Raw genomic sequence first — 14,168 nt, 5'->3', positions numbered from 1 at the left:
GATGATTGGCAATATAATCGAATGGTCGGTGCGGAATGTCTTCCTGGTACTACTTGGAGCCTTTTTTGTGGTAGCTTGGGGCGTGTATGCAGTGTTGAAGACGCCTATCGACGCAATACCCGACTTATCGGACGTACAGGTCATCATCTACACGGAATATCCCGGACAGGCGCCGCAGGTGGTCGAAGACCAGATTACTTATCCGCTGACTACCGCTATGTTGAGTGTGCCAAAATCAAAGGTTGTCAGGGGATTATCAAATTTCGGTGTATCGTTTGTGTACGTCATCTTTGAAGATGGCACCGATATCTACTGGGCGCGTTCGCGAGTACTGGAATACCTGAGCTTCGCAGCAAACTGGTTGCCAGAAAATGTCAGGCCTTCTCTCGGCCCGGATGCAACGGGGGTTGGTTGGGTTTACCAATATGTGCTAATTGCCAAGAATCGCGCACTCGACGAATTACGTGCTATTCAGGATTGGTTTCTGCGCTATCAGTTGACTGCAGCACATGGCGTGTCGGAAGTGGCGAGTGTAGGCGGTTTTGTAAAAAACTATCAAGTCACTGTAGATCCCCGGCGCCTCCAAGCCTACGGGATATCACTCAAAACCATTTCCGATGTTGTCGCCTCCAGCAACCGCGATGTCGGGGGACGTGTGATCGAGCTGACGGAAACTGAGAATATGGTTCGCGGTAAGGGCTATTTACGCGGAATTAGTGATCTTGAAAATCTGGTTGTGAAGGCACACGAGGGTATGCCGGTATTGCTGAGTCATGTTGCCCGGGTGGAGTTAGTTCCTGATGAGCGCCGTGGCATTACTGAATACAACGGAGAAGGAGAGGTTGTTTCGGGTATCGCAGTGGCGCGGCATGGTGAAAACGCTCTCAATGTTACCCATAATCTTGAAAAAAAGATCGACGAAATCGCGTCCGGTTTACCGGAAGGTGTTTCGATTCAGCCTGTCTACAACCGCTCGGAGTTAATTCACCGCGCCATCGCGACGCTAAACGAAGTATTTATCGAGCAGATCATAATCGTGGCGCTGGTATGTGCAGTATTTCTCATGCATGTGCGCAGTGCATTGGTGGCGATCATCATGCTTCCGATCGGTGTGCTGATCGCCTTCATTGCAATGTTTCACCTTGGCATTAATTCCAACATCATGAGCCTGGCCGGTATCGCACTGGCGATCGCAGAAATGACAGACGCAGCCATCGTCATGGTCGAAAACGCGCATAAACATCTTGCGCGCCTTGCTCCCGATGAATCACGCACGGAGGCTGTCATTGCAGCCTGCAAAGAAGTCGGCCCACCGTTATTTTTCAGCTTGCTGATCATCACGGTATCATTTATACCGGTGTTTGTGCTCGAAGCGCAGGAAGGGCGCATGTTTCACCCGCTTGCTTATACCAAAACGTTTGCTATGGCGGGTGCTGCGCTGCTTTCGATCACTTTGGTACCGGCTCTGATTCTGCTTTTGCTTCGTGGCCGCATTCCGCGCGAGCAAGACAATCCACTGGGCCGGATCATGATCCAGCTCTATCGGCCTGTAATGGCTCAGGTGTTACAGTGGAAAAAATTCATTGTCCTGGCAGCAGTCGTGGTAGTTGGGGTTACTGTTTATCCAATGCTCAGGCTGGGAACAGAGTTTATGCCAACATTGAATGAAGGCACACTACTTTATATGCCAGTAACACTTCCAGGTATTTCCGTTACCAAAGCGGCAGAAATCCTGCAAACACAGAATAAAATCATTAAAAGTTTTCCCGAGGTGGCATCGGTATTGGGCAAAGCCGGACGCGCCAATACCGCTACCGATCCAGCGCCATTGGAAATGACTGAAACGATCATTAATTTGAAACCGGAAAGCGATTGGCGACAAGGTATGACCATCGACAAGTTGATCGCCGAATTGGATCAAGCATTACAAATGCCAGGAGTCAGTAATGCCTGGACGATGCCGATCAAAAATAGAAACGATATGCTTGCCACCGGTATTCGTACGCCCGTCGGCATCAAGGTGTTCGGCAAGGATTTGGGCGAGATTGAAAAGCTTGCCAAACAAATTGAATCAGTTGTTAAAACGGTGCCAGGAACCAGTAGTGCCTTCGCGGAACGCACGACCGGCGGCTACTATCTTGATGTTGAGCCCGATCGTCTTGAACTTGCCCGATATGGATTGGCTGTCGGCGATTTATTGTCTGTGATTTCAGCAGCACTTGGCGGCGAGATGGTGACGACCACGGTTGAAGGCCGGGAACGCTTCGGTGTTACCGTACGCTATCCACGCGAGCTACGCAGCGATCCGCAGGCAATTGCTACTCAGGTGCTGGTTCCGACCATGGGAGCCACAATGATTCCGCTTGGCCAGCTTGCACAGATCAGTCTTGTCAAAGGCCCGCCAAGCATCCGTACGGAAAATGCACTGCTGTCTGCGTATATTTTTGTTGATATTCGTGATCGTGATATCGGTAGTTACGTTGCAGCCGGACAGAAAGCAGTGCGTGAACAAGTGCAATTTCCTCCCGGGTACTATGCCACCTGGAGCGGGCAATTCGAATACATGGAGCGGGCCAACGAGAAACTGAAAGTGGTAGTGCCTATCACTCTCCTGATGGTATTCCTGCTTGTATATCTGAATTTCAATCGTCTTACAGAGACATTGATAGTAATGCTATCGGTACCTTTTTCCTTAGTCGGAGGTATCTGGCTGATGTATTGGCTCGACTACAACATGAGCATCGCAGCCGCAATTGGTTTCATCGGTCTCGTTGGTATCGCGGCCGAATCTGGAATGGTTATGCTCGAGTTTCTCGATCAGGCGCTCAAAGAGGTGACTGCAAAGCGTGAAGCTTCTGGCAGCAAAGTCACCGTCGAGGATCTTTACGAAGCGGTAGTGCAAGGGGCGGTATATCGAATACGACCCGTGATGATGACCATCGCGGGAAGTGTCTTGGGCCTGCTTCCGGTTATGTTTAGCAGCGGCACGGGTTCCGAAGTGATCCGGCGCATTTCTGCCCCGATGGTGGGCGGCATGGTTTCCGCTACAGTACTAACATTGATCGTGTTTCCCGCAATCTATGCGCTTATCAAGGAAATTTCAATTCGACATTCACTTAAAACGGAAAAGATGAGGGATTTGTCATGAAGAAGCATCCTCATTATATCCCGGCGTTTCATTTCCACTGGCTGACACGCTGGTACGATCCGATAATGCGGCGCTTATTTCCTGAATCGAGAATTAAGACTGCATTGATCGCGCAAGCCCGCATCCAGCCTGGTCAAGATGTGCTGGATGTGGGTTGCGGTACGGGCACACTCACTCTGATGATCAAACAAATTCAACCGGATGCCGGAGTAAATGGTCTTGATATGGATCCTCAGATATTGGACATCGCACGAAGGAAGGCCGAGCAAACAGGAGTGACTATCGTCCTGCAACAGGGTACGGCGACTTGTTTGCCCTATCCGGACGAAAGCTTTGATCACGTTTTTGCTAGCCTGATGTTGCATCATTTGACGCAGCAAGATAAACAGCAAGCACTCAGGGAAGCATTTCGCGTATTGAAGCCCGGTGGCGAGTTGCATATTGCGGACTTCGGCAAACCGCAGGATTTGGCCATGTGGCTAATCTCTCTGGTAATGCGGTGGGCTGAAGAGGTTCACGATACATTCTGGGTTTATTGCCGGTTTTTATAGCAGATGCCGGATTCCATCCAGTGGAGGAGACTACCCGTTATCGCACAGTGGTCGGAGTCATCGCTTTATACCGTGCCTGCAAGCCAATGAGAAATAAACTATGAATGCATGGCATAGCCAATCAATAGCCGAGCTCAAACACGTCATTGCAACCGATGTGGAACGGGGATTTACTGATGAAGAAGTGGTTGATCGGCTCGTTCGGAAGGGGCCTGATTATAACTCTAATGAGTTCGATTTGAATTGGTCTGATGGGCCGAAAATAAGGTATGGAGGGGGGTTGATGCAGTGGTCTGGATAGGTAAGAGAAGGTATTTTGGCTTCAAGTATTCCTGTACCGCCAGGCCGGCAAAATACCGTATTACAACAAGTAGGCAACTAGAAGCGCAATGCATTTTTCTACTTGTATAACTTAATTACCTGACTTATCGGGTTTATCAGATTATAAAGGATTAGAATTACTTTCTACTCTGTTTTTTGTGTATGTGGCACCCATAAATATGAGCTATAGTCAAATCTGGTGTATAGAGAATCAAGCGGCATTCTGTTTTTGATCCTCTGCTTGTTTAATACCGTTAACAAATTTAACGCCATTGATTACATCTGCTAACAGATTATAACCTCTTAAGCGGAACCATTTTTTCTGTGCGGTTTCCATGAGTTTGAATGCCATCGTCAGTGTTGTTATACGGCTTCCACAATTTTTCATTTTGGCAGTTCTTAGTCTGACAGTAGCAAATACAGACTCAATTGGGTTGGTGGTTCTAATGTGCTGCCAGTTCTCGGCAGGATAATCATAGAAAGCCAACATGGAATCTTTGTCCTTGGCCAAGCAATCCATCGCGCCTGGATATTTTGGGCTGAATCGTTCAATACAATCATCAAATGCTTTGTAAGCCTCTTCCCGAGTTTCCGCTTGCCAAATATCATGCAAGGCTTCTTTGACTTTGGGTTGCATGGCTTTGGGTAGTTTCTCCAATACATTGGCGGTCTTATGCACCCAGCAGCGCTGCTGATCGGTTTCTGGCCAGAGCTTGGTGACAGCTTTCCAGAATCCCAGAGCACCATCACCGACAGCCAATTTAGGTGCGTTCTTGAGTCCTCGCTGCTTTAAATCCGTTAATACTTCCTCCCAACTCGCAGCCGATTCACGGTAGCCGTCAGACAATGCCAGCAATTCTTTGCGCCCCGTTTCATCGGAACCGATAATCACCAACAAACATAACCGGTCATCCATTCGGACATTACTGTAGACGCCATCAGCCCAAACATAAACGTAACGTTTCTTACTTAAATCACGTCGGCTCCATTCCTGGTAATCCTGCTCCCAGTCCTGCTTTAATCGGCTAATCGTGGCCGCCGACAGTCCCGTCGCATTCGCCCCCAAAAGATGCTTCAGCGTCTCTGAAAAATCTCCCGTTGAAATGCCCATCAGGTAAAGCCAGGGTAAAAACTCCTCAATATTCTTGGCACGCTTCAAGTAAGGCGGTACCAGGCTACTGTTAAACTTAATACCAGAATTAGAACGATCTCGAATCTTCGGAACTTTAAGGAAGCTCTGATTAAGTTATTTATTCCAGTTTTGTCGACAAAGCTATCGGTAAAGTAGCTAATATAGGCATTATTGTGCGATTAATAACTGTAATTTTTAGCAGATTGCATACTATTCTGTCCCCTGATGCTGATTTTCAGGGGTATTGGACGGAATTATCCCGTGGTTGGCATTAACACCTTACGAACATGGTAGAGATTAGCCAGAGCAAACAACAGATGAAGCTGTTGTGCATTCTTGAACAATCCTCGGTAACGGACTTTGGTATAACCAAATTGTCTTTTGACAATACGAAACGGATGTTCAACCTTTGCGCGTAGTGAAGCTAGCATACGATTGAGCACGACATGTTCTGCTGGCAATTCCTCACCGCGCTTGCGTTTGAATGGCATACCCCAGACCGGCTCTTCCGGCTGTCGTTGCGCTTCCAGATTGCGATCATTACGAGTATAAGCCCGATCACCCAATACAATCGCCTCTTCGCCATGTATCAGCGCATCAGTCATGTTGCCATCGGCCACTTTGGCCGTGGTAATTTCCAGGCTATGCACCAGGCCGGAATCGGCATCTACGCCTATGTGTGCTTTTAATCCAAAGTAATAGTTGCTGCCTTTCTTAGTCGAACTCATCTCGCCATCACGTTTGCGTTGCCGGTTCTTGGTCGATGGCGCAGCCGCTATCAGCGTGGCGTCAACTATCGTGCCCTGACGCAGCAATAATCCCTGTTGCGCTAACCGCGCAGTTGTTTCAGCAAACAGGCTTTGTGCCAAGTGATGCCTCTCCAGCAGGTGGCGAAACTTGAGGATCGTCGTCTCATCAGGCATAACATCTTCTCCCGCATCTAGTCCTGCAAATTCACGTAGCATCGGCACATCATGTAACGCTTCTTCCATTGCCGGATCTGAATAACCAAACCATTGCTGCATCATATGAATCCGCAGCATCGCTTCCAACGCAAATGGCTTGCGTCCCAAACCTGCTACCGGATAGTGCGGCGCGATCCGATTCGTCCAGTCTACCCATGGAACCACTTGCTCCATTTCTTCGAGAAACTTTTGCCGGCGAGTTACTTTTGGTTTCTTGATAAATAATGGAATCGACAATACTAATTGTTTCATCAATGCATTCCCTTGCAGTGGTTACAATCTACGCGTATTTTACAAGTTTTTGGGATTTAATCAGAGTTTCCTTAACTTCAATGTCTCCGAGTCCTGTTTGAATCGATCGCTTAGGCAGATAACCATTTCTAACCACTGCCGATTTACCTTCAGCGGTTTCTAAAAGTCCATGCCGCTCATAAAGATCGATACTTCCGCTTCAATAGCTGCAGCCAACATTTTACGTGCACCTTCCCGGAGCACCTCTTGCAACGGATCATCCTGCTCTGGTCTATTCAGTTTAAAAACATTATTATCTGTCATTGCGGTGTTCTCCTTATTTTGATAGTTGATCTGGGCAGATCTTTATCAACAGATTACACCGCTCTCTTCTCCTGTCATACACCAGAAATGATCATAGCTCCCCATAAATCTTTCTAATCTGACCCCTAATCCTTATGCCCCATTTGCTGCGCAACCCAAAGCGAATTTTCACCTCTTAAAAGTAGTGCCCATGCGAAAGTATGGCTGGTCAGGTAAGGATTGCGGTATCTAGTCCTTCTCTGGTTTAATTCCTCGCCCCAAGGGGCGAGGTAGTTCATTAAAGCACTAGAAATCAAAGAATTTTAGGCGCTTGCGTCGATTACTTACGAAAAATACATCGATATAAAAATCAAACCCACCGCCACTGCGCTTATGACTGTTAAATTGAAACCCAATTTTTTAAATGTAATAGCATCTTCTGTTTCTAGCATTTTCATTATTGCCTCCAATTATATGTAATAGTGGAAACAAAATTTTCAATCGAATCAAAGTTGGATTCATTGATTTAGATCAATAAAATGCTAAAATGTGTTTGATGCTTACCTAAAAAGTGCAGCCAATTGATTGCATTCAACCATGCTGTCTCGCGTCAATTATCTTGACCGCTTTGGTGACAATTATGATGACCGTTTAGGCACGTATCGATTCCATCAAAGTAGGTAAATGGAAACCGTGGCATCCGAGACCCGTATTGATTCCTGCTGGAAACTTCGTGGGAAAAGATCAAGATAAACAATCCCATTGGATCACTCTGGCACCCAGCATGGCTATCCAGGCATTACTTGCTGAGCGTGATGGTGAACAAAGGGTCTACGTGGCTACTGAAGAAACACTGCCTGAATATCACTGGATTTATGATCGTTGGCCAAGACTGCAGAAATTGCCGGAGCCAGAATCGGAATCATCATCCAACAACCTGATATAGATTCTTTCAGCATATTTGACATCACTCTAGCTGGTGTGTTTGAATGCTGTTTCGTATATCAAATATGGAGTGATTCAAGCATGTCAAATCGTGGCGGGAAAAGAGAAAATGCAGGCAGGCCGCGCGGTCAGGGTAAATATGGCGAGCCGACAGTTTCAATACGTATACCCGAGAGTCAGGGAGCTACCATTAAAAACTTTCTTGACGCATACCAGCGTAAAAGAACAGGCCCCGATAGTGAGGCAACCAACGTGGATGAGTTTTTTATTCCCGTCATTAGCGATCAACCGACCTTGTTACCGCTTTTTTCCACTAAAGTGGCAGCAGGTTTTCCCAGTCCGGCGGATGATCATGTCGAGAAAAGCCTCGATGTCAGTGAATTTCTGATCGATCATGCCGCATCGACGTTCTTCGTTACGATTAAGGGAGATTCGATGATTGATGTCGGCTTGCTGCCAGACGATAAAGTTGTGGTAGATAGATCAAAGACACCAAGCATCGGTGACATTGTGCTTGCAGTGGTGGACCGTGAATTCACCATTAAAATCTTTGATTACGGGGCGAACAAAATGCCCAGGCTTATGCCAGCCAATTCATCAGGTGCTTACAAACCCATTTACATTCGCCCAGATATGCAGTTTGAAATTTTTGGTGTCGTGATAGGATCATTCCGCCGTTTCAAATAACCAGACTATTGCCGGTATTTCTTGCAGAAAGCAATTTAGACTACTCATCGCCATGCAAACAAGCATGGATCATGGGGGATTTCTGGATTCGGACCTGCATCCAACATGCGTCCATTAAATCAAGTTAATAAGTGGTTATTAGTATAGAAATTAATGGTACGATTCAATAAAATACCCCCAAGGTAAGTGGATGTGATTGGATTTGTATTTTTACACAATATAAAACCTGGAATCAAAGGGGAATGATGATTACTATCATGATTTACTCATGAAGGCCTAGATTATTCATTTCAATTAGGTCATTTTTATTGGGAGATCTGTGGCATCCTAAAAACCAATCTGCGCCGAGCATCAAATTAAAATTGCAATTGATATACTTATGATGAAGATAATGATGTTGAGCAAGGTATTTGAAATACTTAGTTTTTATTACTAATCTCATTATAGGGGAAGCCGTACCAATTGCTTTGCTATATGGCAGATGAATATAAGGGTGAACATATTCTGCAATCCAAATGTAAAAAAAGAGTGGAACAAGAACACCTAAAGTAAACCAACCTCCTCCAGCGTAACAAACAATAATAAGCCACAGAAAATGGGGATAAAGATAGCGGATTTTTTCGTATATATTCCCTATTCTGAGACCGTAGCTACTTAGTACAATCTGTTCTTTGTTATTTTTAATTAAAAACTGATGCAATTCCTTTTCTTGCTGCTCGGAGTCAAAAAGAGTCACATGATTGGTTTTAAAGGTTTTGCAGTGATGAACAACGTGATGCGAATACCATGAATTGGTGATATATTCACCTAAGTATCCTAAGTTTTTCCAATAGATGTGTGTATGCCACTTTGCATGCAAAAGATATTTGTGAGCAACAGACTCAAAAATTGAGAAAAGAATATATCCTAGCGCAACACCCAATAATGTCTGACTTGAAGCAAACATATCAACACTCTCGATCTACTATCGCAATTAATTTTGGTTTTGTATTTTTGAGTTACGTCTGGTTCACTATTTTCTGACGAGCGGCTCTCGCTATATAGAAAGGCTTATAATTCATAAGAGGCTCAAAAAAATGGCAATATTTTGAGTCTGTATTTTAGAATACATAGCCTTTCAATTGATTTAATTGTTGTCGAAATAACAGCCACTTATTATTAATCTAATTATAGATAAGGTAAGTGCTATCACCCGCCGAGTAGGCATACACAAACAAGTTCTTTTCCAATTGATACTCCATAAATTGCAATGCAACAAAGTTCTTTCATCCTTAACCTCGCTATTTAATATTTTAACACCCTTAACAGAGTATCCGGTTATATTGAACCACAACACGCGATACGAGCACGATTTTTTCACCGGAATACAAGCCTTTGATATAACTCCATGATTAATAAATGGCTCGCTATCCTACTCAAGTTTGGTCACTGGAATTAATTCTTTTTTATTTACTGCTAGACCTAATGTAGTCAATCACTAAGTTCTATGTAAGTTAAAACAAGGGCATGTTTTTTCATGAAGATGTGAATTTTTTATTACATCTTTATGATTGCTGATTCACAGCATTTTCACGATGACTGCATCACAATGTTGCGGTGATTACTATGTGAATGTTTGGTTAGGTATGTGATACCACATCTGAAACACTATGGCCTTTTGAGGAGTAGTGGAACAATGAATCAGCTTAATGACTGCATAAAGCGCTACGACTACGATTATGGCAACATTCGTTTTGACACGATGCGAAGGCTATCAATTGCTTGTGAAAGTTACGCAGTTATTGTTTGGAATAACAACAAGAAAATTGACCACACCCTTTCGGCATTCACATCAAAAGCATTGCCATGGTTTCTGCTAACGCTGTCTCGCAATTTAAGTTTCTCCTCCCACTGTTTGCTGCGCACATGAAAACCGAGCCTAAAGAGTGGTTGATTCTGGGTATTACTCCAGATGGCCGGCCATTTCGACCGAGTGATTGGGCGGAGCGACTCTGTGGCGTGCTTGCTTATTATAAAAATGGACGCTGGGTCTATTCAAATTATGCTCATCCCGTTATACGCCAGGGTCAAATGGGTATATTAGTGGAGACCGTATTAAACGATATTAATCCGAATGCCTACAAATTTATTATGGATTTTGCCTGCGACAATAGCCTTAGAGTGATGCCAGGAAGAGAAGTTATTAATCTGGATGCATCTGTCCCAGTGATTGAGTTCTCATTATCTGTGAGAAAATTTATATTGGTTTTAATAATGCATCAAAGGAACATGAAATTCCCATTTATTGATCCGGCCATTAAAAAGATTTATTGAAACTCCGTATTCCGGTCTTCTCTGCTATAAAAAATCGAACTGTTTAATAGCCGACTCTATAGAAATTAACTTATTGATCCGGCCATTAAATAGTTTTAAGCGGCATATTTTACGTACGGATCTTGGAAGTAAGAAGCAACGCGCTCTGGATTATTCTGCAGCATCAACATATGATCATCGACAGCGGCATGTAATTTCTCCTTGGTACGCACCGGAACTTTCGAACCGATAGCCTGCTTCAAATCTGAGTTTAATCTTTCTTCTGGATTTAATTCCGGACTGTAGCTGGGTAAATAAAAGCATTCGATCTTTTCCTTATTTTCTTCCAGCCAAGCCTTCACTGGTTTGCTGTGGTGCACTCTCAAATTATCCAGGATCAAGAACACTTTCTTCCCTGCATCCTTGATTGTATCCCTCCAACCCCACCATCTACTCACATTCCTTCAACAATGCTTCAATATCCTCCGGTGCAAGCGGTAGCAATTCATCGATTCGGCTATTAGGCCAGGTGGGGAGTTTTTCGAGGGTGTCGGCTAGCCATTGTGCGGGGTTGAGGCCGTTGAGTTTTGCGGTGCCGAGTAGGGTTTGAATGGCGGCGGCACGTTTTCCGGCGCGTTCGGAGCCGGTGAACAGCCAGTTTTTCTTGCCGAGCGCGATGGGGCGAATAGTGTTTTCGACGGGGTTGTTGTCAATCGGCAGGTGTCCGCTGCTGGCGTAGCGGATTAGGCTTTGCCAGCGCTTCAAGGTGTAGTCGATGGCTTTGGCGGTGCCGCCGCCATTGGCAGTTTGGGCGCGAGTTTGCAGTAACCAGTCGTGCAACGATTGCAGGATCGGCAGGCTTTTTTCTGCACGTAGTATCTGCCGGGCTTCGGTCGATAAGTGCTTGCCTTCGGCTTCGACGGCGTAAAGTCCGCCTATGCGCTGCAACACCTCATACGCGACGGTGCTGGCATTGGCTTGGTGCAGGTCGAAGAATTTGCGGCGCGCGTGCGCCCAGCACCCTAATTCAGTGCAGGGTGATGCTGTTTTGGAGAATAAAGCCTTGTAACCGCCATAGTCGTCTACCAGCAAGTGGCCTTGCCAGCTGTTGAGGAAGTTTTGCGCATGTTTGCCACTACGGCTGGTTTGGTAGTCGAATACGATGATGCGCGGCCCCAACTCAAAATCGTTACTGCGATACGCCCACAGATAGGCGCGTTGCGTTCTTCCGCTGCCGGGATCAAGTTGCGCCACCGGGGTTTCGTCGGCGTGTAACACAGAGCCATGCAATAAGTGCAAAATCAGCCGGTCAACCAGCGGTTGTAGTGCCACGCCTACACGTCCGATCCATTCCGCCAACGTGGAAAGCGATAAAGTGACACCTTCCCGGGCGGCGATTTGTGCGATGCGATACAGCGGCAGGTGATCGAGGTATTTGCAGATCGTGATCCAAGCAAGCAGTCCGGGTGTTGCCATACTGCCGTCGATCACCGCGGGCGGAACCGGTTCCGCGACCACGGTTTCGCAAGCCCGGCAGGCGTATTGCGGGCGGATGTGACGGTGCACGAAGAATTCGGCGGGTTTGACGTCCAGTTGTTCGCTGACGTCTTCGCCGATTTTTACCAGATCGCTGCCGCACTGTTTGCATTGGCAAGATTCCGGTTCATGCCGGTGTTCGATGCGTGGCAGGTGATCCGGCAGAGGTTGGCGCCCAGCGCGTGCACGCTTGGGTTTTTGCGGAACCGGCAGCGGCAGTTGCTCGATTTCCGCTTCGATCGCCGCCGCATCAGTTTGCCAGTCTTCTTCGAACAGGCTGAATTGTGGCTGCGACAGTGCTTCGCTCTTCGCGCCGAAACGAATGCGGCGCAAATGTGCCAGTTCCAGCTTCAGTGCCTGATTCTTCGCTTCCAGCAGTTTGAGCTCGTTTTGTGCTTGCGTAAGCAGTGATTGAATAAGGTTCGATACCTCGGTTTTAGCTTCCGGCGTGAGGTTCAAATGATCTAATTCGATTGACTGTTTTGCGTGCGTTTTCATGGCGTTATTATACTGCAAAACTTGCGCAAAGTGATTCCAGTATTGGCTTTCAGCTATATTTTCTTGCGCAGGATTGCAACCCCAAACGACACCAATCCACCCCGGCAATCAACCACTCCCATTGCAACGCAGTCAGTTCCATCCCGCCCGTATCCGAACGCCCCCAAACGAACCGTCCCTGATGCAAGCGCCGCTGGCACAACCACACGCCGGTGCCGTCCCACAGCAGCACTTTGATGCGATTGCCCGCGCGATTGCAAAACACAAACGCCGAACCCGCACAAGGCGAGCGCTGCAACGCCTGCTCCACCAATACCGACAATCCGTCAATGCCGCGACGCATATCCACCGGCTCAACCATCAACCAAATCTTCCCTGGATTCGCAATCAAAGACACTTCAACAACTCCCCCAGCCAATGCGGCGAAACCGTCGATGGCAGCTCCAACACATGATTGCCTTGACCGCGAAGACGTAGCGTGCTCGTCGGTGCAGGCATCGGTTTGATCGTGACCGGGACCAACGCAGGCGGCCGGATAACCTGACCGGCACGATGCTTGCGAACCCAATTGCCAAACGTCTTGGTATTCAAACCATGTTCCCGGCAATAAGCCGCCTGAGACTTACCGCTGGTTTGCCATGCTTCGATATGAATTCGTCGCGCTTCTGATGATGACATCGTCCCTCCTTGTAAAAGGTTTGAGGATAGCGATGACGTATCAGGGTGTTAATGTGGATGGATTGGAGGCTTACCCTTGATCAGTAGTTCGAGAAATTCAATGAGTCTATCTGAATTGAAATTTCCATCAATAATCTGCCAGCGTGCACAGCCTTTGTTGGTTACAGTGGCAATCATTGACAGCCGTTGCCGCGTGCCAGGAGCGTAGGTCACGGGTGTTTTTCCCTTGGGTGCAAAGCCACGTCCTCGCACATCCGTATTGACTAATCCTGTCTCATCACCCCAGTGAATCTCCCCGCCTTCAGTTTGAGCGCGCTTGGCAATATCCGGATATTGCTCATTGAGCCATTGCTTTACCGCCTCCAGGCGTTGTTCATAAGCACGTCGGATCGGCTTCTGCGGGGTAAATCCCCAACGCTTGAGGTAGTGTCCCACCGTGCGTATCGGCATGGATATGCCACATTCCTGCTCAATTAACTGTCTTATCGCCCCACGATTCCACAACGCAAAATCCATCTTCAGTTGCTCAGGACGCTTATCACAAATAAGCCGTTGCAATCTCAACTCCTGCTCTTCGCTTAGGCTGCGTTTGTCACCCGTACGTCGGCCGCGTCTACCAGGCTTTAGTCCAGCTGCACCACCTTCTTCATAAAGTCGAATAATCTTCTTCACAGCCGTGTCGCTCAGCTCCGTAACCTGCGCTATTTGCCCAGGTTTCCCGCCTCGCTTGTGAAGACGAATCACTTGCCGGCGACGTTCATGCAGCGCTTCATCTCTTAAGGTTCTTGCATCTATTTTTTCCATCCTCCTACGACATGCAAAATCAACAAAAATCAAACTATTTATTGGCTGGATCTGTAAGTTTTGTGGAATACAGAAGG

Annotated in this window: 11 protein-coding genes and 3 pseudogenes; 5 read left to right on the top strand and 9 right to left on the bottom strand. The window is 46.8% G+C overall.

Features of this window, described 5'->3' with window-relative positions; all coding sequences use genetic code 11:
- Position 1: 1 nt before the first annotated feature.
- The gene (locus tag NIT79A3_RS13255) at positions 2-3,148 is read left to right on the top strand and encodes a CusA/CzcA family heavy metal efflux RND transporter (protein ID WP_013966686.1); all 3,147 of its coding nucleotides are present in this window, start codon (positions 2-4) and stop codon (positions 3,146-3,148) included.
- A complete protein-coding gene (locus NIT79A3_RS13250; protein ID WP_013966685.1) occupies positions 3,145-3,699 on the top strand; it encodes a methyltransferase domain-containing protein in 555 nt (184 codons plus the stop codon). The genes NIT79A3_RS13255 and NIT79A3_RS13250 overlap by 4 nt, the downstream gene beginning before the upstream one ends.
- A 532-nt stretch (positions 3,700-4,231) precedes the next feature.
- Here the strand turns inward: NIT79A3_RS13250 and NIT79A3_RS13240 are convergent.
- From NIT79A3_RS13240 to NIT79A3_RS19575, 3 genes and pseudogenes are all read right to left on the bottom strand, one after another.
- Positions 4,232-5,251: pseudogene (locus tag NIT79A3_RS13240) on the bottom strand (IS256 family transposase); the annotation flags it as partial.
- 155 nt (positions 5,252-5,406) lie between these two features.
- The gene (locus NIT79A3_RS13235) at positions 5,407-6,369 is read right to left on the bottom strand and encodes an IS5 family transposase (RefSeq protein ID WP_013966683.1); all 963 of its coding nucleotides are present in this window, start codon (positions 6,367-6,369) and stop codon (positions 5,407-5,409) included.
- Positions 6,370-6,528: 159 nt separating this feature from the next.
- Positions 6,529-6,672, bottom strand: coding sequence for a hypothetical protein (locus NIT79A3_RS19575; protein ID WP_348225629.1), 144 nt, complete (start codon positions 6,670-6,672; stop codon positions 6,529-6,531).
- Between the two features lie 712 nt (positions 6,673-7,384).
- On the opposite strand from NIT79A3_RS19575, the gene NIT79A3_RS13230 reads away from it, so the two are divergent.
- Both NIT79A3_RS13230 and umuD read left to right on the top strand, forming a co-directional pair.
- Complete coding sequence (locus NIT79A3_RS13230; RefSeq protein ID WP_041360352.1) at positions 7,385-7,597, top strand: hypothetical protein; 213 nt, start codon at positions 7,385-7,387, stop codon at positions 7,595-7,597.
- A gap of 80 nt (positions 7,598-7,677) precedes the next feature.
- Entirely contained in the window at positions 7,678-8,283 is a 606-nt protein-coding gene (gene umuD / locus NIT79A3_RS13225) for a translesion error-prone DNA polymerase V autoproteolytic subunit (protein ID WP_013966681.1), read from the top strand.
- A gap of 262 nt (positions 8,284-8,545) precedes the next feature.
- Here the strand turns inward: umuD and NIT79A3_RS13220 are convergent, their stop codons facing one another.
- The gene (locus tag NIT79A3_RS13220) at positions 8,546-9,229 is read right to left on the bottom strand and encodes a hypothetical protein (RefSeq protein ID WP_013966680.1); all 684 of its coding nucleotides are present in this window, start codon (positions 9,227-9,229) and stop codon (positions 8,546-8,548) included.
- A 959-nt stretch (positions 9,230-10,188) separates the two neighbouring features.
- On the opposite strand from NIT79A3_RS13220, the gene NIT79A3_RS17950 reads away from it, so the two are divergent.
- Complete coding sequence (locus NIT79A3_RS17950) at positions 10,189-10,596, top strand: DUF3579 domain-containing protein (RefSeq protein WP_013966678.1); 408 nt, start codon at positions 10,189-10,191, stop codon at positions 10,594-10,596.
- 95 nt (positions 10,597-10,691) lie between these two features.
- On the opposite strand, the pseudogene NIT79A3_RS13210 reads toward NIT79A3_RS17950, so the two are convergent.
- From NIT79A3_RS13210 to NIT79A3_RS13190, 5 genes and pseudogenes are all read right to left on the bottom strand, one after another.
- Positions 10,692-11,003: pseudogene (locus tag NIT79A3_RS13210) on the bottom strand (transposase); the annotation flags it as partial.
- Between the two features lie 22 nt (positions 11,004-11,025).
- Positions 11,026-12,609, bottom strand: a complete 1,584-nt coding sequence (locus tag NIT79A3_RS13205; protein ID WP_013964261.1) for an IS66 family transposase — start codon at positions 12,607-12,609, stop codon at positions 11,026-11,028.
- 49 nt (positions 12,610-12,658) lie between these two features.
- On the bottom strand, positions 12,659-13,006 hold the full coding sequence (tnpB, locus tag NIT79A3_RS13200) for an IS66 family insertion sequence element accessory protein TnpB (protein ID WP_013964262.1): 348 nt from the start codon (positions 13,004-13,006) through the stop codon (positions 12,659-12,661).
- Complete coding sequence (locus tag NIT79A3_RS13195) at positions 12,997-13,287, bottom strand: transposase (RefSeq protein WP_013964263.1); 291 nt, start codon at positions 13,285-13,287, stop codon at positions 12,997-12,999. The genes tnpB and NIT79A3_RS13195 overlap by 10 nt, the downstream gene beginning before the upstream one ends.
- Positions 13,288-13,362: 75 nt before the next feature.
- Positions 13,363-14,091: pseudogene (locus NIT79A3_RS13190) on the bottom strand (IS630 family transposase); the annotation flags it as partial.
- Between the last annotated feature and the right edge of the window lie 77 nt (positions 14,092-14,168).

This window comes from Nitrosomonas sp. Is79A3, from assembly GCF_000219585.1.
Classification (GTDB): Bacteria; Pseudomonadota; Gammaproteobacteria; order Burkholderiales; family Nitrosomonadaceae; genus Nitrosomonas.
Note: the sequence above shows the minus strand (reverse complement) of the source record. Positions and strands in the feature narration are given on the sequence as shown.

Excerpts from the sequence above, each read along its gene's own strand:
- NIT79A3_RS13255 (WP_013966686.1), top strand. The coding sequence starts at position 2 with ATGATTGGCAATATAATCGAATGGTCGGTGCGGAATGTCTTCCTGGTA.
- NIT79A3_RS13250 (WP_013966685.1), top strand. The coding sequence starts at position 3,145 with ATGAAGAAGCATCCTCATTATATCCCGGCGTTTCATTTCCACTGGCTG.
- NIT79A3_RS13235 (WP_013966683.1), bottom strand. The coding sequence starts at position 6,369 with ATGAAACAATTAGTATTGTCGATTCCATTATTTATCAAGAAACCAAAA.
- NIT79A3_RS19575 (WP_348225629.1), bottom strand. The coding sequence starts at position 6,672 with ATGACAGATAATAATGTTTTTAAACTGAATAGACCAGAGCAGGATGAT.
- umuD (WP_013966681.1), top strand. The coding sequence starts at position 7,678 with ATGTCAAATCGTGGCGGGAAAAGAGAAAATGCAGGCAGGCCGCGCGGT.
- NIT79A3_RS13220 (WP_013966680.1), bottom strand. The coding sequence starts at position 9,229 with ATGTTTGCTTCAAGTCAGACATTATTGGGTGTTGCGCTAGGATATATT.
- NIT79A3_RS17950 (WP_013966678.1), top strand. The coding sequence starts at position 10,189 with ATGAAAACCGAGCCTAAAGAGTGGTTGATTCTGGGTATTACTCCAGAT.
- NIT79A3_RS13205 (WP_013964261.1), bottom strand. The coding sequence starts at position 12,609 with ATGAAAACGCACGCAAAACAGTCAATCGAATTAGATCATTTGAACCTC.
- NIT79A3_RS13195 (WP_013964263.1), bottom strand. The coding sequence starts at position 13,287 with ATGTCATCATCAGAAGCGCGACGAATTCATATCGAAGCATGGCAAACC.